23 protein-coding genes and 1 pseudogene are annotated in these 25,427 nt (G+C 40.6%); 1 reads left to right on the forward strand and 23 read right to left on the reverse strand.

The annotated features are described in order from the left end of the window. Nucleotides 1-20: 20 nt before the first annotated feature. Entirely contained in the window at nt 21-1,472 is a 1,452-nt protein-coding gene (locus G7062_RS00835) for a glycoside hydrolase family 1 protein (protein WP_166064027.1), read from the reverse strand. Nucleotides 1,473-1,571: 99 nt separating this feature from the next. On the opposite strand from G7062_RS00835, the gene G7062_RS00840 reads away from it, so the two are divergent. Further along, nucleotides 1,572-2,330: a MurR/RpiR family transcriptional regulator gene (locus G7062_RS00840; protein WP_166064028.1), complete on the forward strand. Its 759-nt coding sequence runs from the start codon at nt 1,572-1,574 to the stop codon at nt 2,328-2,330. Nucleotides 2,331-2,348: 18 nt separating this feature from the next. Here G7062_RS00840 and G7062_RS00845 read toward each other — a convergent pair whose 3' ends face one another. The 22 genes and pseudogenes from G7062_RS00845 to hslO form a co-directional block, all read right to left on the reverse strand. Continuing rightward, nucleotides 2,349-3,725, reverse strand: coding sequence for a PTS sugar transporter subunit IIC (locus tag G7062_RS00845; RefSeq protein WP_166064029.1), 1,377 nt, complete (start codon nt 3,723-3,725; stop codon nt 2,349-2,351). A gap of 12 nt (nt 3,726-3,737) precedes the next feature. Next, the gene (locus G7062_RS11565) at nt 3,738-4,142 is read right to left on the reverse strand and encodes a family 1 glycosylhydrolase (protein WP_305792290.1); all 405 of its coding nucleotides are present in this window, start codon (nt 4,140-4,142) and stop codon (nt 3,738-3,740) included. Next, nucleotides 4,049-5,175 (reverse strand): annotated as a pseudogene (locus G7062_RS11570) (glycoside hydrolase family 1 protein). The gene G7062_RS11565 and the pseudogene G7062_RS11570 overlap by 94 nt, the downstream one beginning before the upstream one ends. Nucleotides 5,176-5,295: 120 nt before the next feature. Then, entirely contained in the window at nt 5,296-7,275 is a 1,980-nt protein-coding gene (gene tkt / locus G7062_RS00855) for a transketolase (protein WP_166064030.1), read from the reverse strand. Nucleotides 7,276-7,367: 92 nt separating this feature from the next. Continuing rightward, nucleotides 7,368-8,804, reverse strand: a complete 1,437-nt coding sequence (locus G7062_RS00860; protein ID WP_166064031.1) for a 6-phospho-beta-glucosidase — start codon at nt 8,802-8,804, stop codon at nt 7,368-7,370. Between the two features lie 139 nt (nt 8,805-8,943). Further along, the gene (locus G7062_RS00865) at nt 8,944-10,608 is read right to left on the reverse strand and encodes a phospho-sugar mutase (RefSeq protein ID WP_166064032.1); all 1,665 of its coding nucleotides are present in this window, start codon (nt 10,606-10,608) and stop codon (nt 8,944-8,946) included. Between the two features lie 65 nt (nt 10,609-10,673). Beyond that, a complete protein-coding gene (locus G7062_RS00870) occupies nt 10,674-10,940 on the reverse strand; it encodes a phosphocarrier protein HPr (RefSeq protein WP_166064033.1) in 267 nt (88 codons plus the stop codon). Between the two features lie 172 nt (nt 10,941-11,112). Continuing rightward, nucleotides 11,113-11,568: a 23S rRNA (pseudouridine(1915)-N(3))-methyltransferase RlmH gene (gene rlmH, locus G7062_RS00875; RefSeq protein WP_166064034.1), complete on the reverse strand. Its 456-nt coding sequence runs from the start codon at nt 11,566-11,568 to the stop codon at nt 11,113-11,115. Beyond that, a complete protein-coding gene (locus G7062_RS00880) occupies nt 11,565-12,668 on the reverse strand; it encodes a S1C family serine protease (protein ID WP_166064035.1) in 1,104 nt (367 codons plus the stop codon). The genes rlmH and G7062_RS00880 overlap by 4 nt, the downstream gene beginning before the upstream one ends. Continuing rightward, nucleotides 12,658-13,395, reverse strand: coding sequence for an MBL fold metallo-hydrolase (locus G7062_RS00885; protein WP_240915964.1), 738 nt, complete (start codon nt 13,393-13,395; stop codon nt 12,658-12,660). Before G7062_RS00885 ends, G7062_RS00880 begins: the two co-directional genes overlap by 11 nt. Beyond that, the gene (locus G7062_RS00890; protein ID WP_166064036.1) at nt 13,389-14,924 is read right to left on the reverse strand and encodes a M23 family metallopeptidase; all 1,536 of its coding nucleotides are present in this window, start codon (nt 14,922-14,924) and stop codon (nt 13,389-13,391) included. Before G7062_RS00890 ends, G7062_RS00885 begins: the two co-directional genes overlap by 7 nt. Before the next feature lie 28 nt (nt 14,925-14,952). Beyond that, nucleotides 14,953-16,500 (reverse strand): M23 family metallopeptidase, encoded by a 1,548-nt coding sequence (locus G7062_RS00895; protein ID WP_166064037.1) that lies wholly within the window; start codon nt 16,498-16,500, stop codon nt 14,953-14,955. A gap of 10 nt (nt 16,501-16,510) precedes the next feature. Then, nucleotides 16,511-17,869, reverse strand: a complete 1,359-nt coding sequence (gene dnaB, locus G7062_RS00900) for a replicative DNA helicase (protein WP_166064038.1) — start codon at nt 17,867-17,869, stop codon at nt 16,511-16,513. Between the two features lie 9 nt (nt 17,870-17,878). After that, nucleotides 17,879-18,328 carry a 50S ribosomal protein L9 gene (gene rplI / locus G7062_RS00905; protein WP_166064039.1) on the reverse strand — a complete coding sequence of 150 codons (450 nt, stop codon included), beginning with the start codon at nt 18,326-18,328 and terminating at the stop codon, nt 17,879-17,881. A gap of 1 nt (nt 18,329) precedes the next feature. Then, complete coding sequence (locus tag G7062_RS00910; RefSeq protein WP_166064040.1) at nt 18,330-20,276, reverse strand: DHH family phosphoesterase; 1,947 nt, start codon at nt 20,274-20,276, stop codon at nt 18,330-18,332. A gap of 61 nt (nt 20,277-20,337) precedes the next feature. Next, entirely contained in the window at nt 20,338-20,883 is a 546-nt protein-coding gene (locus G7062_RS00915; RefSeq protein WP_166064041.1) for a DUF2232 domain-containing protein, read from the reverse strand. A gap of 54 nt (nt 20,884-20,937) precedes the next feature. Then, nucleotides 20,938-21,171, reverse strand: a complete 234-nt coding sequence (gene rpsR, locus G7062_RS00920; protein WP_166064042.1) for a 30S ribosomal protein S18 — start codon at nt 21,169-21,171, stop codon at nt 20,938-20,940. 18 nt (nt 21,172-21,189) lie between these two features. Next, complete coding sequence (locus G7062_RS00925) at nt 21,190-21,651, reverse strand: single-stranded DNA-binding protein (protein ID WP_166064043.1); 462 nt, start codon at nt 21,649-21,651, stop codon at nt 21,190-21,192. Nucleotides 21,652-21,664: 13 nt separating this feature from the next. Next, a complete protein-coding gene (gene rpsF / locus G7062_RS00930) occupies nt 21,665-21,958 on the reverse strand; it encodes a 30S ribosomal protein S6 (protein WP_166064044.1) in 294 nt (97 codons plus the stop codon). A 141-nt stretch (nt 21,959-22,099) separates the two neighbouring features. Next, entirely contained in the window at nt 22,100-22,738 is a 639-nt protein-coding gene (locus G7062_RS00935; RefSeq protein ID WP_166064045.1) for a 2-C-methyl-D-erythritol 4-phosphate cytidylyltransferase, read from the reverse strand. A 207-nt stretch (nt 22,739-22,945) separates the two neighbouring features. Then, the gene (gene lysS, locus G7062_RS00940) at nt 22,946-24,430 is read right to left on the reverse strand and encodes a lysine--tRNA ligase (protein WP_166064046.1); all 1,485 of its coding nucleotides are present in this window, start codon (nt 24,428-24,430) and stop codon (nt 22,946-22,948) included. 90 nt (nt 24,431-24,520) lie between these two features. After that, nucleotides 24,521-25,396: an Hsp33 family molecular chaperone HslO gene (hslO, locus tag G7062_RS00945; protein WP_166064047.1), complete on the reverse strand. Its 876-nt coding sequence runs from the start codon at nt 25,394-25,396 to the stop codon at nt 24,521-24,523. Between the last annotated feature and the right edge of the window lie 31 nt (nt 25,397-25,427).

Genomic DNA, 25,427 nt, shown 5'->3' on the forward strand with positions numbered 1-25,427 from the left:
CCGAAGCACGCTCTTTATTTTTATGATTCTAAATCTTCGCCATTTGTCGCAATGACTTTTTTGTACCAATAGAACGAATCTTTGCGGAAGCGATCCATTGTACCTTGACCTTCATCGTCATAATCGACATAAATGAAACCGTATCGTTTGGCCATTTCCCCTGTTGAAGCACTGACCAAGTCAATACATCCCCATGGCGTATAACCCATCAAATCGACACCATCAGCAACAGCCTCCGCCATTGCTTCAATGTGTTTTCTCATGTAATCAATGCGGTATTCATCATGAATAACATTTCCAGGTTCGACGACATCAGCAGCTCCCAGTCCGTTTTCAACAATATAAAGCGGAACTTGGTAACGACCGTAAAGGTCATTCAAGGCAATGCGCAATCCAACAGGATCAATTTGCCATCCCCAATCACTTGCTTCAAGGAATGGGTTTTTACCACCCATCATCATATTTCCAGATGTTTTCTCTGCATCTTTATCCGTAACGTTGATGACCGATGACATGTAATAACTAAAACTAATGAAATCAACAGGATATGCCTTGATGACTTCAAGGTCTCCTTCATGAATATCTAAATCTTCCCACGTTACCCCCATCTTCGCAAATAGACGATCGGTATAGGCAGGATATTCACCACGTACTTGAATATCTGTACAATAATAGTTAAAGGCATTGTTGAATTCCTGTAATGCCAACGCATTCACTGGATTGGGATCGTTTGCATAACTCGTCATATAGATTATCATGCATCCAATTTCTATATCTTCGCGCAATTCTTTCGCAATTTTCGTTGCCTTACTGGAAGCAACAAATTGATTATGGAGCCCTTTGAGCGTAACACGTTTATCCATTCCGCCATTCTTAACGGAAATCCCTTGGCTCATTAGCGGAAACATCATCCCAACATTAATCTCATTAAACGTAAGCCATTGGCGAACCTTACCGCTAAATCGCTCAAGTACAACCCGCGCATAACGTTCAAAATGTCCAATCACATCACGATGTCGCCATCCACCCAATTCTTTCGCTAAGTAAAGTGGCATCTCATAATGTGAAATCGTGATTAGCGGCTCAATGCCGTGACGTAAGCATTCATCAATGATCGCCTCATAGAATTCCAAACCTTTTTCATTCGGTATGGCTTCGGTACCTGTTGGGAAAATTCGTGACCACGCGATAGAGAAACGATACGACTTGAATCCCATCTCTCCAAAAAGCGCAATGTCTTCTCGGTATCGATTGTAATGGTCAATCCCAAGATGATTTGGATAATAATATTTTGTCTCATCAATATCCCAATCAAATTCTGGTGTCATCGTTTCTTTGATTCGCGATTTCCCACCTGGCATCGCATCCGCAATCGATGGCCCTTTGCCATCTGTTAGGTAAGCACCTTCAAGCTGATTCGCAGCAGTGGCCCCACCCCATAGAAATCCTTCTTTAAATCTTTTGTCTTTCATATGTACCTCCTGTAGACATTATCTCACATCTATTCTATGAATGTTTTAAATCTGGGTGAACATTGTTGTATAATAATGGAAAGAGAGGCGGCGTTAAAAATGTTTGATGATCTCAATTTAGAAACTTTATCCGATATTGACCTGTCCATTATTTCTTATATTATTAACAACCCCCAAGTCGCAAGTTTGATGCGCGTTCGTGATCTGGCAGATGCAGTTCACGTATCACCATCTACAATCATGCGTTTTATCGAACGCACAGGGTTTGATAGTTTTGCTGCCCTAAAAGTCGAAATCAAGCAACACTTGCTTAGCGATAAACATCGCATCAACGTTTCAAAGGTAAAAGAAATCAATCATTCTGAACCCATGGTTTTTGGTGATGATTTTGAAAAGAAAATTCAAGAACTCGCAACCCGCATTGCCAATGCGCGCATCACCTATTGTGTCGGTATGGGCTCTTCGGGAATTATGGCCGATTATCTGACCCGCCTCCTAAATTCTATTGGCTACATGAGTATGGCTTCAAAAGACGCCTACCTTCCAGTCCTTTGGAATACCGAACTCTTTAACAATGACAATGTCTTGCTTGTTTTTTCAACCTCTGGCGAAACACGCGAAATTGCGCAAATGATGCAAACACTCGCAAAGCGTCGCCCTTATACCGCAAGTATTACAAATCATCATCACAACACAGTTGCCCATAACTCAGATCTCAATATACCGTATTACATCCCCAAAGATCGCCTTTCATTTCACGTTGATTTAACGTCTCAGATTCCTGTGATGTATATCATCGAAACTATCGTCCGCCATCTTCATCAAATGCGTATCGCATCAAAGGAGACACCACTTTAATCAAAGTGGTGTCTTTTTTTATTGTTGATTTTGTAAAGCTTGTTCCTCTTCAAAGAGCTTGTTATCAGCTATTTTAAAGAACGGGAACCATAACGCGATGTTTACTGCAATAATTGCGATTGTTACAACACCATACTGCCAACCACCGGTCATAAACGCTTTTACGATACCTGGCATTGTCCATGGCATTTCTGCTGTTGGATTCACGACACCAAAGTTCACAAGTTTCGCTACCAGTAATGCAACACCACCCATAACTGCTGGTCCTGCAACCAATGGAATAAAGTAAATAGGGTTCATCATAATTGGTGCACCAAATACAAGGGGTTCGTTGATGTTAAAGATTGCTGGGACTGCTGCAAGTTTACGAAGTGATTTGTATTGTTCTGACTTTGCAGTAAATGATGAAACAACCCAACCATAGGTTCCACCTTGCCCACCAAATGCGTTTCCAGCCGCCATACCAACAATGGTCACGGCGATATAAGGCATTGGATTCACACCATCTTGGAATGCTGCAATCATCTCTGGACGAATTCCTGCAAGCAGCGGCATCATAATGGCATAAATCATGTTGGGATGAATTCCAAAGAACCAGCAAAGATTACAAATTGTAAACATAATAATCATTGCTGGAGCTGTGGCAGCGAAACCTTGTAGTGGTTGTTGAATCAATCCAAACACTAAATGGAACATGTTTCCAAAAGGTGTATACGATAATCCAACTCGAACAGCAAAGAAAATAATGAAGATAACGCCAGCAATTAATGATGGGCTGAGTGATTCCGACACGTTGGCTGGAACACTTTCCGGAAGTTTTATTGTAAAATTGCGTTCATTAAGTTTCACAAAGAGGATCGCTGTAATCGATGCAACAATTAAGGCAACAAAGATCCCGGTTCCTGATGTAAAGAAGTCAGTAAATCCGGATGTTCCCGTGAATACCCCTGCATCAATGAGCGGTTGCAATCCCGCCATAATACCTTCGTACATTTCTGGAGCAACGTACGCTTTATTGACAAGCACCTTAGTGATATTGATTTTTTGAGGAATTAAAATTAAGAATGACGCCAAGGAAATCAAACCTGCCGACAATCCATTTTGACCCGCTTTCTTTGCATAAACATAAGCAAAGATGAATGCGATATACAATGAAATAGCATTGGTTGATGCCCCGATGACTGCATCAAAATGCACACTCATTCCGGTCTCTTGCATGAATGCAATCCACGATGGTATCGGGAAATTCCCAATAACCATTAACACTGCTGCACCAATGGTTATTGGTGTTGTTCGCATGAATGCTTCTGCCATACTGCTGAAAAACAAACTCTCTGACATCCAATTGGCTATCGGCCCCAGAAATCTATTTAGAAAATTCTCTAATGCTTTCATATTCTCTCTCCTTTAAAGTGACGTGCCATTTGTGGCAATAACCTGTTGATACCAAGCGAAGCTGTCTTTTTTATATCGCTTGCACTCTTTTGCATCTGTCTCATCACGATCAACGTAAACAAATCCATAACGCTTTTGATATCCATTTAGCCAACTGAGTAGGTCAGTGAAACTCCATGTACAGTACCCCAACACTTCGACACCATCTGAGATAGCATCTTGAATCGCCATGAGATGTTCCCGTAGGTACGCAATGCGATAGGCATCGCGAATCGAACCATCAGCCTCAAGTGAATCGTATTCACCTAGACCATTTTCGGATATTAACGTTGGCAAATCATAGCGACTTGAGATGCGACGCAGTCCAATTCGTAAACCTTGTGGGTCAATCGACCAATCCCAGTTTGTAGTTTCCAGTGTTTCATTTTTGACTGTTTTAAAAACACCCGGCAACCCCATTCCCCCGAAGTTCCTTTTTCACCACTGTAGTTTGGTTCGCTGCTTTCAACTTTCTCAGTAAACGACATTGCATCTACCGTCGTTGATTGATAGTAATTCACACCCATAAAGTCTGGTTTTCCCCACGCTAACAAATCGTCATCGCCGGGTTGCATATCAATGTTGATACCCATTTTTAACATTTGTTTTAAAACTGCTTTGGGATAACGACCCCAAACATACACATCCATCCAAAAGTCAGCCATCAATGACATCGCATTTTCATTGGCAATAACGGCACCCGCACTATTGTTAAGTGCATACGACGGTGAATACGCAAAGCTTGGTCCAATCATTCCTGGATATCCACCAGAGCGAAATGCCTTCATCACCGATGCATTTGCTAAGTTGACAATGTGATTAACCTGTAGCGCACGAACCGGATCTTGTACCCCAGGCGGGTGTGACCCCATCATATATCCATGCATCACAAATACATTCTGCTCATTAATCGATACCCAATACTTAACCCGATCACTGAATCGGTCGAAGAGCAATGTTGCATAGTCGGTGAAGTCACGAATTATTTCGCGCGATTCCCATCCCCCATAGGCATCTTGCAACGCTTGCGGTAAATCCCAATGATAAATTGTAACGATAGGCTCAATATCATGCTTTAGCAATTCATCAATAAGATTACTGTAGAACGTTACACCCTGTTCGTTGACTTCGCCCTCCCCGTAGGGAAAATGCGCGACCACGCTATCGAGAAACGATAGGCCTTCAAGCCCTGATCTGCCATTAAGGCAACATCCTCTTTATAACGATGATAATGATCAACAGCGACGTCTCCGTTGCTTCCTTTAAATGTCTTTCCTGGTATCTTAGAAAATAAGTCCCATACTGACGGACCCTTTCCTTCTTCGTTATAAGCACCTTCTATTTGATATGCCGCTGATGCCGATCCCCAAAGAAACGATTTTGGAAATGCGTCCTTTTTCATGTGTTCCATTTTCTTCAACCCCTTTCCTTTGTTTCTATCCCCATGATAAGACACAAAAAAACCGATGTAAACACTTACATCGGTTTTAGGTATCTATGACTCCTAAGGTACAACCTGTTCCTTAAAAGTTTATTTTATAACGCTTTTAGCAACCTTAACCACGTTCTCAACTGTGAAGCCAAATGCCTCAAATAATTGATTACCGGGTGCAGAACCACCAAATGTATCCATTGCTACAGTTGCGCCATCAAGCCCAATGTAACGACCCCATGGTTGTGACGCTGCTGCCTCAATTGCAACACGTGCGCGAACACCCTGTGGTAAGACAGATTCTTTATATTCTGCTGTTTGTTCTTCAAAGAGTTCCAGTGACGGCATACTTACAACACGAACACCCAGTCCTGATTTCTCAAGTTCTTTGGCGGCATCAATTGCAAGTGATACTTCTGATCCCGTTGCCATTAAAATAGCATCGAGTTTATCCGCATCATGCACGACATAACCACCCTTTAAGGCATCAATGCCTGATTTATCGAGTTGTGGTAAGTTTTGACGTGATAAGATCAATCCAACAGGTGTTGTTTTTGATGTTAATGCCAATACCCATCCATACGCAGTTTCCGTTGCATCCGCAGGTCGGAATGTATAGAAGTTTGGTTGTGAACGCAACATGGCTAATTGTTCAATTGGCTCATGTGTCGGTCCATCTTCTCCAACACCAATACTGTCATGTGTTAGTACATATGTAAGCGGAACGCTCATTAATGAACTTAAACGTGCCATTGGTTTGAGGAAATCTGCAAACACGAAGAATGTTGAAACATACGCTTTCAACCCACCATATAATGCAATACCATTTCCCATTGCAGCCATAGCATGTTCGCGAACACCAAAGTGTAAATTGCGACCAGCAAAGTTTTCAGGGCTGAATGATCCTTCGTCTTTCATTGCTGTCATGTTTGATGAAGCCAAGTCAGCTGAACCACCAAATAGGTTTGTATATTTGTCTTTAAGACGGTTGATCATAATTCCTGAGACATTACGTGTTGCTTGTGGTGCCGCATCAAACTCAAATAATGATTTATCTGCTAGCAATTCATCAACTGTGATATCTGTGAAGTCTTTTTGCCATTGGGCAGCAAGTTCTGGATGTTCATTTGCATAATCTGCGAACATTTCTTCCCATACTTCATGTGTCTTTGTACCTTCGGCTGCGATATCACGGTAGTGATCATAAACTGCTTCGGGAACAAAGAATGGTTCTTGACTTGGGTAGTCTAAGAATGTTTTTAATGCTTTGATGTTATCGTCACCTAATGGTGAACCATGGGATGATGATGAGCCCTCTTTTGCACTACCATAACCAATTTTGGTTCTTACTTCGATGAATGATGGTTGTGTTAAGTTCTCTTTTGCTTTTGTGATGGCTAGATTTAGAGCTTCCAAGTCGTTTCCGTCTTCAACTAAGAATGTTTCAAAGCCATAAGCTTCGTAACGTTCACGGACGTTTTCCTTGAATGCTAAGTCAGTATGTCCTTCAATCGTCGTATTGTTTGAATCGTACAAGACTATTAAGCGACCAAGGCTTAATGTTCCCGCAAGTGATGATGCTTCACTTGTAATTCCTTCCATCATACAACCATCGCCAGACAAGACAAATGTATAGTTGTCCACAATATCATAACCTGGGCGGTTATATTTTGCAGCCAAATGTTCTTGGGCCATTGCCATACCTACTCCTGTAGATAAACCAGCGCCAAGCGGTCCTGTTGTTGCTTCAACCCCATCAGTATGTCCATATTCTGGATGCCCTGGTGTTCGTGAGTTCAACTGACGGAAATTCTTTAAATCTTCGAGTGTTACATCATAACCAAATACATGCAACAGTGAGTACAATAACGCCGATGCGTGACCTGCTGATAAAATAAATCGATCACGATTTATCCACTTGCTGTCTTTGACATCAAAATTCATGTGGTTTGCCCACACTGTATAGGCAATTGGTGCTGCACCTAATGGCATTCCAGGGTGTCCTGAATTGGCTTTTTGTACGGCGTCAACTGATAAAACTCGTAAAGCATTTACTGCTAAGTTGTCAATTTCCTTCATAATACCTCTCCTTCATGTTTATAGAGTAACCCATTTCGCCCCACTATTCAATGATAAACATGCGAAAGGAGCACCCAGAGGCACTCCCAATTCTATAGTTTTTTTCCATTTGAAGCGATAACGTTTTTGTACCATTCAAAAGAATCTTTCTTAGAGCGTTTCAATGACCCCGTCCCATCATTCTTACGATCAACATAAATGAAGCCATAACGCTTCTCCATTTCTCCTGTACCAAAGCTAATAAGGTCAATACAACCCCACGGTGTATATCCCATTAAATCAACCCCATCGTCGTTGACCGCTTTTTCCATTTCAACAATGTGACGGCGTAAGTAGTCTACACGATAGGGATCATGAATTTGTCCGTCTGCAGTGACACTATCGTGCGCTCCAAATCCATTTTCCACTATAAACAAGGGTAGATCGTACCGATCGTAAACCTCATTGAGAACATAACGCAACCCAACAGGATCAATGGGCCATCCCCAATCACTGTTTTTGATATATTCGTTATGGCACATGTGAACTCCAGGTAGCATCTCGAAACTTGTATCCGTCGCTGTTGCGCTGACCGTGAATGACATGTAGTAGCTAAAGCCAATATAATCTACGGTGCCAGCTCGTAAGTCGTCTAAATCTTGCTCGGTGTACTCTATGGAATACCCAAGACGGTCCCATTCTTTCAATGCATATTCTGGGATGAATCCTTTGGCATGAACATCACTGAAAAAGTAGTTTCGTAATCGTTGCACATTAACACTGGTCATAATATCATCAGGGTTTGATGTAGCAGGATAAATCGGCACATATGCCATCATGCACCCAATTTTCATATCTGGATTAATTTGATGTCCCAACCTAACAACTTTAGCACTTGCAATCAACTCATAGACTGCAGCTTGATACATAATTTCACCACGATTATCGCCGGGTTCAAAACGGATGGCAGAGTTTGTCCAAATGCTAAGGTCATGTTCATACGATGTTTGATTGTTGATTTCATTAAATGTCATCCAGTATTTCACCTTATCCTTGTAACGCTCCATGACCGTCTCGGCAAACGTTACAAAGAAATCAATCATCTTACGATTTTTGAATCCACCATATTCTTTGTAGAGATGGTAGGGGTATTCAAAATGAGAAAGTGTTACCACCGGTTCAATGCCGTGCTTTAACAGTTCATCAAAGACGTTATCGTAAAACAGCAACCCTTCTTCATTGGGCTTTGCTTCGTCTCCGTTTGGATAAATACGTGTCCAGTTAATACTCGTGCGAAATGCCTTAAATCCCATCTCAGCAAACAAAGCAATGTCTTCTTTATAATGTGTGTAGAAATCAATGGCTTCATGGTTAGGATAAAATTCACCTTCAAGTACTCCGTCTGTAATGCGTCGTTGGGTTGTTTTATCACCCGCCGTCAATACATCGGCGATACTGACACCTTTACCACCCTTGTTCCAACCACCTTCGAGTTGGTGTGCCGCGACAGCACCTCCCCATAAGAATTCATCCGGAAATTTTCTATTCATCGTTATAGACCTCGTTTCATTAGGTCTATTATACAAAAGGATTTCTGCTTCATTCCGTTATTGATTCGAAAGAAACACACTGTTCTTGCTTTCACCATTATAGGTACAGTGGGTATTCAAAAAGACAGCCTTCGCTGTCTTAGATTTTTGCAATTGCACTCACTGCGTGTTTCAGTAATTCATATTTTTCCTGCGCTTGTGCTAATGTTTGCGCAACCACACAATAGTAAAATTTGCATTTTGGTTCGGTTCCAGATGGTCGTATTGCAACCCACGATCCATCCGTTAAAGTATATTTGAGAACATTTGACGTTGGAAAATTTAAGTCTGTGCCATCCGAACGTCGTGATGTGAGAAAATCCTCCGAATAAGCAACAGGAATTCCGGCAAATTCTTTAAAATTTCCTTCTCGGAAGGTTGTTAGAATATCTTGAATTTCCTGAAGACCTTGTGATCCAGCACGCGTAATTGCCACTTGCATTTCAACATGAGCACCGTAGGTATCGTAAAGCATGTTTAAGACATCGACGAGTGTACGGCCACGATTGTGATAGTAGTTTGCCGCTTCAGCCACCATAATACATGCTTGAGGTGCATCTTTGTCTCGGACAAAGTCGGCAAGAAGGTATCCATAGCTTTCTTCATATCCAAAGATGAATTCATAGTCACCCTGGCGATTGTGGGCTTCGATTTTCTCTCCGATGTATTTGAATCCTGTGAGTGTCTTTTCGACATGAACACCATAGTTATGGGCAATTTTCTCTCCCAAGTCAGATGTAACCACCGTATTAAACATAATCGGATTCATGGGCATTGTATCCAGTTCGCGGCGTGTTGAATAGATGTATTCTTGGAGTATTGAACCCCCTTGATTACCTGTTAAGTAAACATAGGAACCATCGTGTTTCACAACAATCCCCATGCGATCGGCATCAGGATCACATGATAAAATCAAATCAGCATCATACTGTTTCGCATATTCAATTGCGAGGTCGTAGCTGTCTTTATCCTCTGGATTCGGAGTTTTAGTATTGGTAAAGTCTGGGTCATAATTGCTTTGTTCTTTGACGACGATTACCTCATAGCCAGCATCAACAAAAATGTCCCGCATTATAGGGTAGGATGTTCCGTGTTGTGAGGTAAAAACAATCTTTAGTGTCTTCGCCTCTTTGGGACGTAGTTGAATTCCACTCACTGCTTTTTTATAGACTGTGTCAAAGTTTTCATTAATATCATGAATCAGTGCGCGATTACCCACTTCCACATCAATCGTCGTCTCATCAGGATGCGCTTCGATGAGTTCAATAACCCGTTGTATTTTATGGTCCACCAATTGACATCCCGTTTCATCGTATACCTTATAACCATTGTACTCTTTGGGATTATGGCTGGCGGTAATGACAATTCCACCCACACATCCCAGTTCTCGTACTGCAAACGATAATTCCGGGGTTGGACGGGGTTGGGTAAAAACATACGAGTCAATGCCAAACGTTGATAATACCATTGCACTTACATCCGCAAATTCACGAGACATGTGACGGTTATCATAAGCAATTGCAACTTTCAATTGTTTCCCTTTGAATGTCTCAACTAAGTATTTCGCAAACCCAAGATTTGCCTTCGCTACTGTAAGCATGTTCATACGATTGGGTCCAACACCCAAGAGTCCGCGCATACCTGCAGTTCCAAATTCCAAACTCTTATAGAATGCGTCATGGCGTTCTTCGGCACTCTGTGCACTCAAACCTTTTTTGACCCACTCATATTTATCCGCTAGTAATTCCCATGTATTGTGTGACATTATACCCTCCATAAATGTATAAAAAAAGAAGACTGTTCATCTTCTATTTTATGTGAATCCTAAAATTAAGCAATAACTTTTTGTGCTTTTAGAACTTCTTCGATTGTTGAAATCGCTTCGTCTTGGTCTTCACCTTCAGCTGAAATGATAATTTCTGACTGTGTTGGAATACCTAATGACATAACACCCATGATTGATTTCATGTTGACAGCTTTGCCTTTATAGCTAATTTTGATTTCACTTTTGAATTTACTTGCTGCGTTTACTGCTACTGTTGCAGGACGTGCGTGCAATCCAACAGGGTCGATAACTGTTACTGTAATTTCCTTCATAGTAATACCTCCTACTTTTCTCTTTAATTCTATACTATTTAGTACGCAAATACAATGAATTGCGTTGCGATTTATCCCCCCAAGCCCTTTAACAGCCCTTTGATGACAGCGTTATCATGAAAATTTCAAGTTCTTATTGAAAAGGGTTACGAAATAGCGATATTAATAATCACTATTTATGATACGGGTGATTTTTTGAAATCATAAACATTCGATAGATTTGCTCGAATAACATGACACGTACTAACTGATGTGGAAACGTCAAATTTGAAATCCTCCACATGAAGTTTGCGCGACTTCGAACCATGTCACTCACACCATGGGAGCCACCAATAATGAAAATAACGGTTCGACCACTATCGATCCAATCTACAAGTTTTTCAGACATCGCAGGAGAAGACAAATCTTTACCCTTAAGGTCCAGCAGAACCACAACGTCTTTCTCGCTGATTTTTTCTAAGATTCGATTGCTCTCATCGTCCACGATACTTTGCATATCATCCTTGTTGCTATTATTGAGTTCAATCATTTCTATAGGATGAATGGGCTTCAGGCGTTTTTGAAACTCAGCGATCATTCCCTGCATTTCTTTTTCTTTAATACGCCCGATAGCTATGATTTTAATCATTTTAAGGTTACCGTTACATTTTTAGATTCACCATTGCGCATAACAACGATTTCAACCGTGTCGCCTACTTTATTCTTATAGAGTTGACGACGGAATGTTTTGAAATCATCAATTGTCACACCATCGTAAGAAACCATAACATCCCCTTCTTGGATTCCTGCCGCTTTCGCTGCACCATCGCTCGTCACTCCAGCAATGAAGACACCTTCAGTGATATCTGCTGAAATTTTAAAACGATTGCGTTCGAACTGTGTCAAATCATCAACAGACAGCGCAGATATTCCCAGCAATGGATAACGTACTTCACCTGTCTCGGAAATTTGTTGGAGAATGGGAATGGCTTCACTAATGGGAATGGCAAATCCCATCCCTTCGACATTATCGGAACTGAGTTTCATTGAGTTAATACCAATGAGTTCGCCTTCCATGTTGACAAGCGCACCGCCGCTATTGCCTGGATTGATTGCAGCATCTGTTTGCATGACAATCATGTCCCAGTCCGAACGTGTATCCCCATTTAGATCTACTGGCACAATACGATCTTTGCCCGAAATTACACCAAATGTTACAGAATTCGCGAATTCAAGGTCGACAGGGCTTCCTATTGCAAGAACAAATTCTCCAACTCGTGATAAATTAGAATCGCCAATCGTGATTGCTTCAATATCAATATCTGCATTGATTTCCAACATCGCCAAATCAGTATATTGGTCAGAGCCAATCAATTCAGCATCTATTTCTTCGCCATTGGAAAGTCGGACTACATATCGTGATCCGTTCTCAATAACATGATGATTGGTAACAAGGCGTACGACACCCTTTTCATTAGAATATATAATCCCCGATCCACTACCTATTGCTTCTGTTCGATCATAATTAATCACACTCACGACTTTGTCTTGAACTGCATCCACAACACGCGTTGCATCCGTTTCAAATTCGCTAACATGCTTTTCAATGACTTGATGTTCGGGTGAATTCGTATTGGATGTTGGGTTTTGGCGCAATTCGTAAAGTTGATACGTTAAATATGCATTCCATAGTAATAACATCACCATAATGCCAATAAAAATGCGTTTAAATTCTTGATCATTCTTCATGCCAATGCCCTCCCTTTACAATTTCATACTGCTTTCCAGCAACAATCTTAATGTCATTTTCACCAATATGAGTTCGTACTGTATCGATCGCCAACGCTTCAGTATTTGCCTGTTCGCTTAAGTGGGCAAGAAATATTGACTTTGTTTGATCACCAATAATTCGTGACAGTAAAATACCCGCATCATCATTCGATAAGTGACCCACATCTGAGAGAATGCGACGTTTGATCGCATAAGGTCTGTTTGTTCCCATTAGTATTTCAGGGTCGTGATTGCTTTCCATAATATAATAATCTGCATCATGAATCAGTGGTAAATCTTGATCGCGAATGTATCCCGTATCTGTGATATACACCAATTTTTCCTCACCATAGCGAATGACATATCCAACAGAGTAGGCATCGTCATGAGATGTCTTGATGGGTAGAATGTGAAAGTCCCCAATCATGAAGTCCTCATAAGGTTGTACTTGATAAACATCCTCGATTGGTGAAGGACAATATATGGGTGATGAACGAAAGTGCTTTAGCTGACTTGTATGATCGGAGTGGTCATGGGTAATTAAAACCGCATCCACATCCGAAAAATCTTTACCCAATGCCATAAAACTTTGAGTCAGGTAGCGTTTTGTTGTGCCACAATCGATTAAGAGCAATTGATTGCCTGCTTCAATAAGACACGCATTACCCTTCGATCCGCTTGCAAGGAGCGCATATTTCATTAACATGATAACTGCGAACACGGATTAATCCGTGATCCCCCTGTCCAAATTTCAAAGTGCAAGTGCGCACCATAACTTCGACCGGTATTTCCAATGTAGCCTATTTCTTCACCTTGGGCAACTACGTCACCAACGTTGACATATGGTGTTGAAGCCATATGTGCATAACGTGTTTGGAAACCATTTCCATGATCAATCACAACATGATTCCCCCATTCACTACCACAGCTGAAGTTTCCTTCAAAGCATCCACCAACTGAGGTCACAACAACACCACGGTCTGCGGCTAGAATTGGACCTAAACCACCGTTACCATAATAAACAAAGTCTGTTCCATTATGATTTGCATAACATGAATCACCATATGCACAACTGATAAACCCATTCCCAATCGGAATCCGGAATTCTCCACTACCAATACGTGGTTCAATCTTAGTCCCATAGCGTATGACTGCGCGAATGGGTTCTTTTTGAACAACAGAACGAATTTCGTTAGATGTAAGTGATTCAGTGTTTACGGATATATCTTGATAGGTGACATCACGTGATCCATTTTGTTGGACAACATCAACAACTTCAACACCCTCTTTTAACTCAGGATCTTCTTGATAGATAGGTTCATCGGGATAGACAGTTTCTTGAACCTTACGCTCACGTGTAACCAAAACAGTCAAAGGTGAACTAAATTTACTTACTTTGAGTGTAGTCCCTGGCTCGAGTATCTGATCACGGCTACTCAACTTATCCCGATTAACGGAAACAAGTTGAGAACCTGTCATCCCACTTTTCCAACCAATTCCGTCAACTGTATCGTAGGGTTCAACTTCATAGGTTTCAATTTTGGGATCATAACCGTAGCTTAAGAATTGTTGAATTTCTGCTTCCGTATTTAAAATCTTATCTTTCGAAGCAAATCCACGTGTTCGTGTAATACTCTCTTTAACTTCGAGATTGGTCTCCCGTTGGCCGTATTCCGTAAGTGGCGGAATAGGGTTTTTCGCTTTAAGATTCTCGTAAACCTCTGGAGTTGATACAAAGTTCATCGTGAAATCATCACGTGCACGATCAAAATCTTCGAGATTCTTCACATAAATAATTGCACCATTTGAGAACTCAATTTTATTGGTTTCAACAGCAAAGAGTTTCTCTTCATAGATATAATTGAATATGTCATCATCACGGTCTTCGTATGTGTTATAACTCATTTCTTTAACTTCATAAATATCTTCAATAAAACCCAATTTTGAGCCCGCAAACTCTTGCTTGTACTCGCGCTCATAAACCTCATCAAACAGATCGCTCAAACGATTCTTATCATGCACGATAGCAATGAGCTTGTCTTCACGATACAATTTCGTGATTTCTATAGGTTGTTCACTAACAGTTTCCACACGTTGCGGAAACATTGCGGTCGATGTATCGACCTTTTCAAATGCAGATACGACACTCTTCGAAGTCTTGTTACCTTGAATGAGGACGCCCAATAATATACTTATAAATATCGCCCCCACGATAACTTGAATATTTCGCTTCAAAGAAAATCTCCTTCATAATTTTTAGTGTTTAACAGGGAATAAATCCATTACATGCGTTGAGCCTGCTTCCGGAAGAATCCCATATCTCAAGATGTAAGTGGGGTGTAGTTGCATAACCCGTTTGGCCGACTTCACCAATATTTTCACCCGCCGAGACCGATGCTCCAACGCCGACATATGCTGGGAAAGGCATGTGGGCATACAGTGATTGATATCCGTTTCCGTGGTTAATGCGGACCCAATAGCCCCATCCACCAGCATCATATCCACCACCATCTACAACACCCGATCCAATTGCATAAATCGGACCATAGATTTCGTAGGGTTGAAGATCAACACCACGGTGTCCACCATAGCAACCATAACCACAAATTACACTACCACCATTCAGTGGCCATCTGAATCCTCCAGGACCCGCAGCACCACCACCGGGGCCACCTTGTGAACCACCACCTGGGGTAACAACTTCTTCTTCTTTTGTACCAACTTTAACGACACCACGCACAGGTTCAACTGTTTGTTTGCGACCTGTTTCTGTAGCATCTTTTTGTGTACCATTAACATAGACAATGTTGTAGGTTACGTCCGCCATTCCTGGCTTCTCAACAACCTCAACAACCTCAGTACCGACATCAAGTTCATCGTCATCGATGTACTCAATATCCTCAGGATAAACAGGCTCCGATGTCTTTAACTCCCGTGTTACTGTTACTGTAAATGGTGAATTAAATTTCGAGACATTGAGTTGTGTTCCCACTTCAAGAATTTGATCGACATCCGTGATAATATCACGATTGATTGATGCAATTTGTGTTCCTGACATTCCATTTTGTGCACCAACACCGTCTACGGTATCATACTGCTTTACAGTATAAGTCTCTAACTTTGGCTCATATCCATAGTTTAGGAACGTTAATATTTCTTGTTCGTCTTTTAGAATCTTATCTTTTGATGCAAGACTTTTTTCGATTTTAACTGTTTCTTTGACTTCAAGACTCAGGTCACGCGTACCATTTGTAACTAAGGCAGGTGGAACCTCGCGGTTCTTAAATAATTCGTATGATGCCGGTGAGATAAAGTTCTTAATGAATACCTCACGTGCAGCATTAAAATCTTCGACATCTTGGACATAAATAACCGCATTATTCGAGAATGTTACTTTACTTACTTCAATCGCAAAAAGATTCTTCTCGTGAATATAGTTGAAGATTTCTGCATCGCGATCTTCATAAATATTGTAACTCAACTCTTTTGTTTGGAATATATCATCGATAAACCCTAATTTTGAATCTGGAAAATCAGCTTTATATTCCGTTTCATAAATCGAATCGAACATGGTCTCCAAACCTTTTTCGTCGTGAATAATTCCAACGAGTTTGTCTTCATGATAAAGCTTGGTCACTTCTACGGGATGATCACTTACAGATGCTACTTCTTGAGGATAGACAGCATTGGATGTGTCAATGACTTTCATGGCTGCTTCAACATTTCTTTTTTGTGTTGATTGATGGGTCAAGTAACCCAATCCGACACTTAGAAGAATCGCAATACCAATGATTTTCATATTTTTACTCATTGCTCATCACCTACTTTCCAGTTGCAACATCATAAAACTTGGTTATTGATGCATTAAACTGCATCGTTATATCTGCCAAGGCACCATTACGGTGTTTACTAATTTTTACAAGTACTTCTTGTATATCTGACTTCGGACGTTTGGGTCCATCATCATCTTCTTCATGTTGTGTATAATATTCCTCACGATAGAGGAACATTACAATATCGGCATCTTGCTCAATCGAACCCGATTCACGCAAGTCACTTAATTGCGGAATCTTAACTTCACGCTTTTCAACGTTCCGTGATAATTGTGACAATGCGATAACAGGCACTTCCATTTCACGAGCCAATTGTTTCAATCCACGAGAGATTTCAGATACTTCTTGTTGACGACTGTCTGAACCCGTACGTCCAGTAATTAATTGAATATAGTCAATAACGATGAGATCCAATCCCACATCCGCTTTCATTTTACGACATTTGGAAAAGATTTCAGGAACGGTTACGGTTGAACTATCATCAATATAGATGTTTGTATTCGACAATACACCCGCAGCCATATTGAGATCATTCGATTGTTCGTCATTTAAGTATCCTGACCGTAAGAATTCACTCTTCACAGAGGATTGTGCCGCCAACATACGACTCATAAGATGTGTGGCAGGCATCTCAAGTGAGAATATCGCAACAGAACCCTTACCGTTGTTGTTATGACGGGCAACATTCAAGCCTAAGTTTAGTGCAAATGCAGTCTTACCAACGGATGGGCGGGCCGCAAGAATAATGAGGTCACCACGTTGTAATCCATTGGTTATATTATTAAGACTTTCAAAGCCGGTTTTCAGACCCGTAATACGATCACGGTTCTCCTGTATCTTTGCTAGATTTGCCATAAACTCCGTTACGACTTCACTTGATGAAAGCATGTCCGATGTTTGACGGTTTTGTGTAACTGCAAGGACATTCTTTTCTGCAAAATCCAAGAGATTCGTGAGCTCTGTGGTGGAATCAAAACCCTGATCAACAATCAATTGTGCAACATTTATGAGTTGTCGCATCTGTGATTTTTGTTGCACAACTTCAACATAGTGTTTCAATGTAGCAGGTGCTGCAGAGTTGGCGGTTAGATGGAATAGGAAATCAACACCACCCACACTTTCGAGTTCATTATGATCACGCATGCGTGAAATTAATGTTGTCGAATCCAAAAACGCACCACTCTCAATGATATCCAGCATATGCGCAAATATTTTTTGATGTTCTGTATTGTAAAAGTCTACAACGCCAAGATTGTATTCACGAATGGTTTCCGTTGCCTCGGGGTAAACGAGAAACGTTCCTAATAGTGCAATCTCCGCATCTTGACTGTATGGTAATTTACGCATAGTCCCCTCCTAGTTTTCGGCTAATAGATTTACTTTTAACACACCGGTTACGTCGCCATAGATTGTGGCGGTAATTTTATTGAGTCCAAGGTGTGTAACTGGACCATTGGGTTTAAATTTACGTTTATCCAATTTAATCTTATGTTGTTTGAACAAAGCTTCTTCAACATGTTTTGTTGATACAGATCCAAATACGCGCCCATCTTTACCAACTTTAACTGTAAATTCTAGGGTAATTTTTTCAAGTTCTTGTGCGATGAGTTTTGCTTCAGCAACTTTTGCTGCGACTTCGTCTGCACGCTCTTGTTTTTGATCATCCAAAACCTCACGGCTTGTTTCACTGGCAATAACTGCCAAGTTTCCAGGTATCAAAAAGTTACGCGCATACCCATCGGCAACATTCACAATGTCATCCTTTTTTCCAAGTTTCTTAATATCTTTGAGTAGTATTACTTTCATATTATTCACTTTCCTCTCTTACTTCTTCAATTGCATTTTGTAATTGTTCTACAATATCGTTCATTGATTGATTTCGAATGATGGTTGCTGCTCCTGTGAAATGACCACCACCACCCAAGCGTTCCATCACAACTTGAACATTAAGTTCACCTTTTGAACGTGCAGAAATTCCGATTGCATCATCACCTACTGGTGCCAACACAAAGGAAGCCTCCACTTCGCGGACCGATAAAATCTCATCCGCTGCCTGCGAAAGCATGGTTCGTGGGAGCGTTTCGTGTTTGTATGCAGCAATGACATAGTAATTATCATAGAGCTTACTTGTCGCCAAAATCTTATTTTTCATTTCGAAATCTTCATAGTCATCTCTTAGCATGTTTTCAACTTCTGCAAGATCCGCACCAAATTTTCGCAACTCAGCAGCAGCCTGGAACGTTCTACTTCCACTGCGATTTCGGAAGCGATTGGTATCAATAATCATGCCAGTATACATAAATGTCGCGACTAATTTTCCAATCACAACATTACGTCTATGGTAAGGGAACAATTCAACAATTAACTCACTTGCTGATGAGGCCGAAGACTCAATATAGGTAAGTATTGGTTTGAATTGAAACTCACCGGTACGACGGTGATGGTCGATAACCGCGATGCGTTGTGACACTGCGATAATATCGGGGAACTGCGTTTGTTCTAAACTATGATGATCCACCATAATAACCAATGTTTTCTCGTTAATTATATCGAGCGCTTGTGAATGGCTTATGAAATTATGATCTTTTTCGAAGTCTTCACGATATTTTCGAATTGAATCTGCTAAATTTGCCTCTGTATCATCCAGATTGATGACAATTGATGCCCGTTTCCCATATACATCAGCAATTGCAGCAACTCCTAGCGCACTCGCAAAGCAGTCAAAATCAGTCATACGATGACCGACAATTACAACTTCTGTTGAATTGTTAATTATCTCACCAAGGTTTTGGGCCATAACACGAACGCGAACCTTGCTTCGTTTTTCTACAGCTTCTGTTGATCCACCAAAGTAGGTCATCTCACTGTCTTTGGTATTAATGGCAACCTGATCACCACCTCGACCTTGGGCGAGTTCCAATGCCTTATTTGACATATCCTCAAGTTCTTTCAAGTTATCACTTTGGCGTGCAAATGCGAGGGATAGAGTAATACTTGCATCCATCTTTGCGGCTTCTTTTCGAATCTCATGGAGTATTGAAAAGCGTTCTTGTGACAACTCTTGAAAGACTTCTTCATTTAAAACAAGCAAATATCGATCGGCGCGGATACGGCGAATGAACATGTCGTGTTTATCTGCCCAGCGAACAACCGCTTGGCGAATGTTCATATCAATCAGCGCAATGATCTGTTCTTCTTCGTATTGTGTTGTTTCTTCATAGTTATCCAAGTGAGCAATTCCCAACACGACTGAGTTGTTACGGTTAAGACGCTCAAGCTCCGTTAATTTTGTGACATCTTTAAAGAAAATAACGCGCTCATTATTCATGATGGTTGCCTCAATGTCTTTGTCATTGATAACCATACGAACCTTCTTTTCTTTGCCATTAATTAACTTCATAACTTCTGGAAATACGTCACGGACACTTTCACCAATTGCATTTTCAACAAGACCATCACTGATCCACGTAATGCGTGCATCTTCATTGAGGGTTAACACGGTAATCTTTCCGTACTCAAACGCATCTTGCGCCTCAGCACCAACAATGTCAGCAACATCAAGAATACGTTCACGACTACTTTTGACAGAATTATAAAACATGACAAAAATCAATACCATGTTTACCAACAGTGCAATGTATTGAACAATGTACAAGTATTCATTAAAGACAACATGAAAAAGCACCATTATCACCAGTTCAATAAAGACGAGTACAAGCAATCGCGTCTGTAATGTTTCAAAACGTTTGGACATATTAAACCCCCTAGGATTTCAACTTAAATTTTATCATAAAACGGCTGTTTATACCACGATGTCATTTCTTGAAATGTTTGTGTAATAACCCAATAACCAAGTCACCACTAACTTTTATGATAAACACTTCCATTAAGGCTGTCACACCCAATGATACATAGGCAAAAACAGTAATAATCATGGGATTGTTTATAAATGGAAAGAGGTTATTTAAACTTTGGATCATTTCGGGAATTGCGAAACCAAATGCCGCCCCAAAAAAGCCTACCATTACAGCGTATACCGGAATAATTGCTAGAGACATGAGCACAAATGTCCGCTGACGCGTCATACGCTTCTCAGTCGCAAATATCGAAACCAACCCCACAAGTCCATAGCCTGTCATCTGTATAATCGTAGGTGGAAATCCCGTTATAATAAACGCCATGAATATACAGCTAAAGTAAACAGGAATACTTGATTTTAGTGAATAAAAATATCCATACACAATAAGCGGCAAACTCAAAAACGACATAAAAAAACCAGCAGTAATACGCTCCATAAAAATAATAATACCTGTTAATGCAATCGTCATTGCTCCAGCTGTAATATGCTTTGTGTTTCTCATCATTACCTCCTATTGAAAAATCCTCTCACGTGGAGAGGATTATATTTTTAGATCTTAGTTGTCTGATACATATGGTAATAAAGCCATTTGGCGTGCACGTTTAATAGCTGTTGCTAAAGGACGTTGGTATTTCGCTTTTGTACCAGTAACACGTCTAGGAATAATTTTACCATTTGCTGAAATGAATCTTTTTAAGAGTTCCACATCTTTGTAATCGATTGTATCGATGTTATTTTTTGTAAAGTAGCAAACCTTACGACGTGGTCCACGGAATTTTTTGAATGACATAATCTATCTCCTTTCAAATTAGAATGGAAGATCGTCACTAGTAATGTCAAGAACCGGTTCGTCATCCATCGAGAATGATGGTTCAGGATCCGCTTGGTATGCAGGAGCATAACCTTGGTTTCCTTGTGATTGATACGGTTGAGTCGTTTGTTCACGATCTTGACGTTGTGTGCGTGATTCAAGTGATTGAACAGAATCTGCCCATACGTCTTGAGTGTACACTTTTTTACCTGTAGCGTCTTCATACGAACCCGATGTTATTTTACCTTCGACACTCACTAAAGCACCCTTTGTAAGGTACTTTGCCATGAATTCAGCAGTTTGATTCCAAGCGACACAAGAGATAAAATCTGCTTGATCGTTTTGACCGCCACGGCGATTTGCTGCGACAGTGAAGGAAACGACTGATTTTCCATTTTGAGTTTTTCTAAGTTCTGGATCTCGAGTTAAGCGACCCACTAATACAACGCGGTTAATCATTTAAATCACTCCTTTAGATTTTTTCGTCTAAACGAACAATCATGTGACGTAACACATCTTTGTTGATACGTGTTAAACGATTGAATTCGTTAACTGCTGTTTCTTCTGATGCGAATGTTGTAACCACATAGTGACCTTTTTTAAAGTCTTCGATTTCGTATGCTAGTTCACGTAAACCCCATTCGTTGATGTTTTCGATTGTTCCGCCGTTATCTGTTAAGATAGCGTGTGACTTTTCGATTACAGCCTTGCGAGCTTCTTCATCAAGTGTAGGTTTTACGATGTACATTAGTTCATAATTACGCATTTGTACACCTCCTTCTGGTCTATGGCTCTTGCGAGCAAGGATAATTGTTTTATCCGTTTCTCCATTATAACAAAAGAAACCCTCGCTGTAAACATATCTCATCACTTCTAGATACGTTTTATTGGGTTTCTTTCCTATTTATTATTTTTCTTGCTTTAAGATGAAGCGTGCATTGCGAATATCGCCTTTTTCAACCGCAATGGGTTGATCAGACACTGCAGCAACGACCGCTGCATCATCATTATAATGAACGCCATCTCGTAGTGCTTTGCGGTAACAATCAATAATAAATGATGTTTGGAATGCTTGTGGTGTTTGTGTAACCATGTATTCTGTTGTATCAACAGATTCAACAATGTAACCATCCACAACACGGTGCATTGTGCCACGTGGACGAATTGCCAATACGCATGCCTTTTCAACGTCCATGCGCGCCATTAGTTTATTAATGAGTGATTGTTTGACCCATGGACGAACACCGTCATGGATTAAAACAACATCTTCTGATATCGCTGTTAAACCAATCAATACACTCTCTTGACGTGTGACTCCACCCTTAACGTAAACAATTTTTCCACTGCCGTTTGTTTGGACGACTTTACGCATATCAGCTGGACTTGTGACAATCACAATTTGTTTGCATTTTTCATCGTTCAAGAAGATTGAAATCGTCTGCCCCAAGACACTTTTCGAATCATCAAAAGACGCCAAAGCCTTCTCATAACTTTGACCTTCTCCTGCTCGTTTTCCTGCCGCTATTAAAAGCACTGAATAATCCATACCACACCTCTTCTTTTGAGTTATTCTAACACACTGATAGTCCACATTAAAGCACAATCAACAAAAATCATAATTTTCACCTTCAACACTGCATAAATGCATCTAAAAGTACTCCAATTAATTCTTACATGTCATCGAAGAGTGCAGCCAGTTCTTCTTCCTAAGCCAAATAACAAAGAGACTATTTCTAGTCTCATGTTTTGCATTTTATCGTTGTCTCATATGCGGGAATAGTAATACATCACGAATGCTTGCGCTATCTGTTAGCAGCATAATAAGACGATCCAAACCAATCCCGATTCCACCCGTTGGAGGCATGCCATATTCCAGTGCTTCTACATAGTCAACATCCATGTCTGTTGCTTCATCATTACCCAAATCTTTTTCTTTCAATTGGTTTTCAAAGCGCTCGCGTTGATCAATTGGATCATTCAACTCACTAAACGCGTTCGCATACTCACGACCATCAACAAAGAATTCAAAACGATCCGTAAAACGTGGATCCGCTTCATTTTTCTTTGCAAGTGGCGAAATTTCCACTGGATGACCGTATACAAAAGTTGGTTGAACAATGGTCTCTTCACAGAATTGTTCAAAGAACTCATTGACAACGTGACCAAATGATAGCTGATGTTTTTGCATTGTAAGTCCATGTTCTTTCGCAATTGCAACAGCTTCTTCATCTGTTTGCACTGCAAAGAAATCAACACCTTTAACTTCCTTGATGAGTTCCACCATGTGTATGCGTTTGAACGGTCCTTGCAAACTAATTGGTGTGCCTTGGTAACTTATTTCGCGTGTTCCCAATACATTATCTGCTAAATAACCAACATATTCTTCAGTTAACTCCATCCAATCAACCATGTCAGCATATGCAATATACGCTTCAATCGTTGTGAATTCCGGATTATGTTTTGGACTCATTCCTTCATTTCGGAATAAACGACCAATTTCATAGACACCTTCCATACCACCTACAATAAGTCTTTTTAGCGGTAATTCTGTTGCAATACGAAGGTAAAAGTCCATGTCCAAGGTATTGTGATGGGTTACGAATGGACGTGCGGCAGCACCAGATAAGATGGGTGTTAACACTGGCGTTTCCACCTCCACTAATCCTTTTCCATCAAAGAAATCGCGTGTTGCGCGCATAATTTTTGGACGCATAAACGCAGCACGTCTCGACTCTTCATTCATGATCAAATCCAAGTAGCGACGACGGTATCTTTCTTCAACATCTTGAAGTCCGTGAAACTTATCTGGTAGTGGTCTTAATGCTTTTGTTAAGTGCACAACATTGGTTGCTTTTACGGACAACTCACCGTGGTTTGTACGGAAAATTGTGCCCTCAACACCGATAATATCACCAAGGTCAAGATCTTTAAAATATTCAAATTGATCGTCCCCTACAGTGTCCTTACGGATGTATACTTGAATCTGGCCGTTACGGTCTTGAAGATGAACAAAACCCGCCTTCCCCATCACACGTTTTGTCATCACTCGTCCTGCAATTGAAGTAGGAACTTCAAGTTCCGCAAGTTCTTCTTTTGATTTTGTATCGTAAGCATCCACAATATCTGACGAATGTTCTTTAGGTTTAAAACCACTAGCGTATGGGTTAATTCCCTTGCTACGCAGTTCCTCCATTTTCTCACGACGAACGATTTCTTGTTCTGTTAATTCATGTGACATAGTTTCACTCTTCTTCCTAGTTTCATATTCTTCTACTATCTTAACAAATAATTAAGACAAATTCACCCCAATATCCCCTATTTATCATTTCTAGTTCTTTTTACGCTCGTCAATAAGTTCAACCAATTCTTCCTCTTTGAACTTATATTCTGTATTGCAATAATGACATTTTAAAGTTGCACCATGGTCTTCTTCAATGAGCGCCTGCAAGTCTTCTGTATTCAACGTACGTAAAACATCTCGCATTTGTGTCTTATTACATCCACAGAAGTATTGAACATCACCCGTTTGCAAAATAACTGTTTCATCAAAAAGATTCGCAGCGACTTCAATTGCCTCTTGGTTGACCATTAACTCTGATACTGGTGGTAATTCCGCAAACACTTTTTCAATTGTTACAATATCTTCTTCTGTCGCTTCTGGTAATACTTGAACTAATATTGCACCCGCGGATTTGATCGTTAAGTCCTCATTCACCAATACCCCTACTGAAAGCGCTGATGGCACTTGTTCACTTTGAGCATAGTAATATGCAAAATCATCACCAATTTCACCCGTTTGCAATTCTGTTTGTGAGCTAAACGTTGCCGTATCTCCTGTTTTATGTGTCACACGTAGAAATCCACTCCCTACGATGCCACCAACATCTAGTTTTCCGGTAGCTTCGTTAACTTGGTGGACATGTGGGTTTGATACCAGTCCGCGAATGAAGCCACGGTTATCAGCATTTACAAGTATGTGGTTCAATTCACCATCACTCTTGATTTCAATAACCAATTTTTCTTCGTCACTTTTTAATGTTGACCCCATAATCACGGCCACACTCATGACACGACCTAATGCTGCAGATGCAGCCGGATAAGTATCATGAATTTGACGTGCACGTTCTACAGTTTCTGTTGTCTTCGTCACAAAGAAACGAACACGACCTCCTAATGCAATTCCTCTTACAATTTTATCTGACATTATTTTGTCTTCCTTTCGATTAAAAAGCCCC

Source organism: Erysipelothrix sp. HDW6C (genome assembly GCF_011299615.1).
GTDB lineage: Bacteria > Bacillota_I > Bacilli_A > Erysipelotrichales > Erysipelotrichaceae > Erysipelothrix.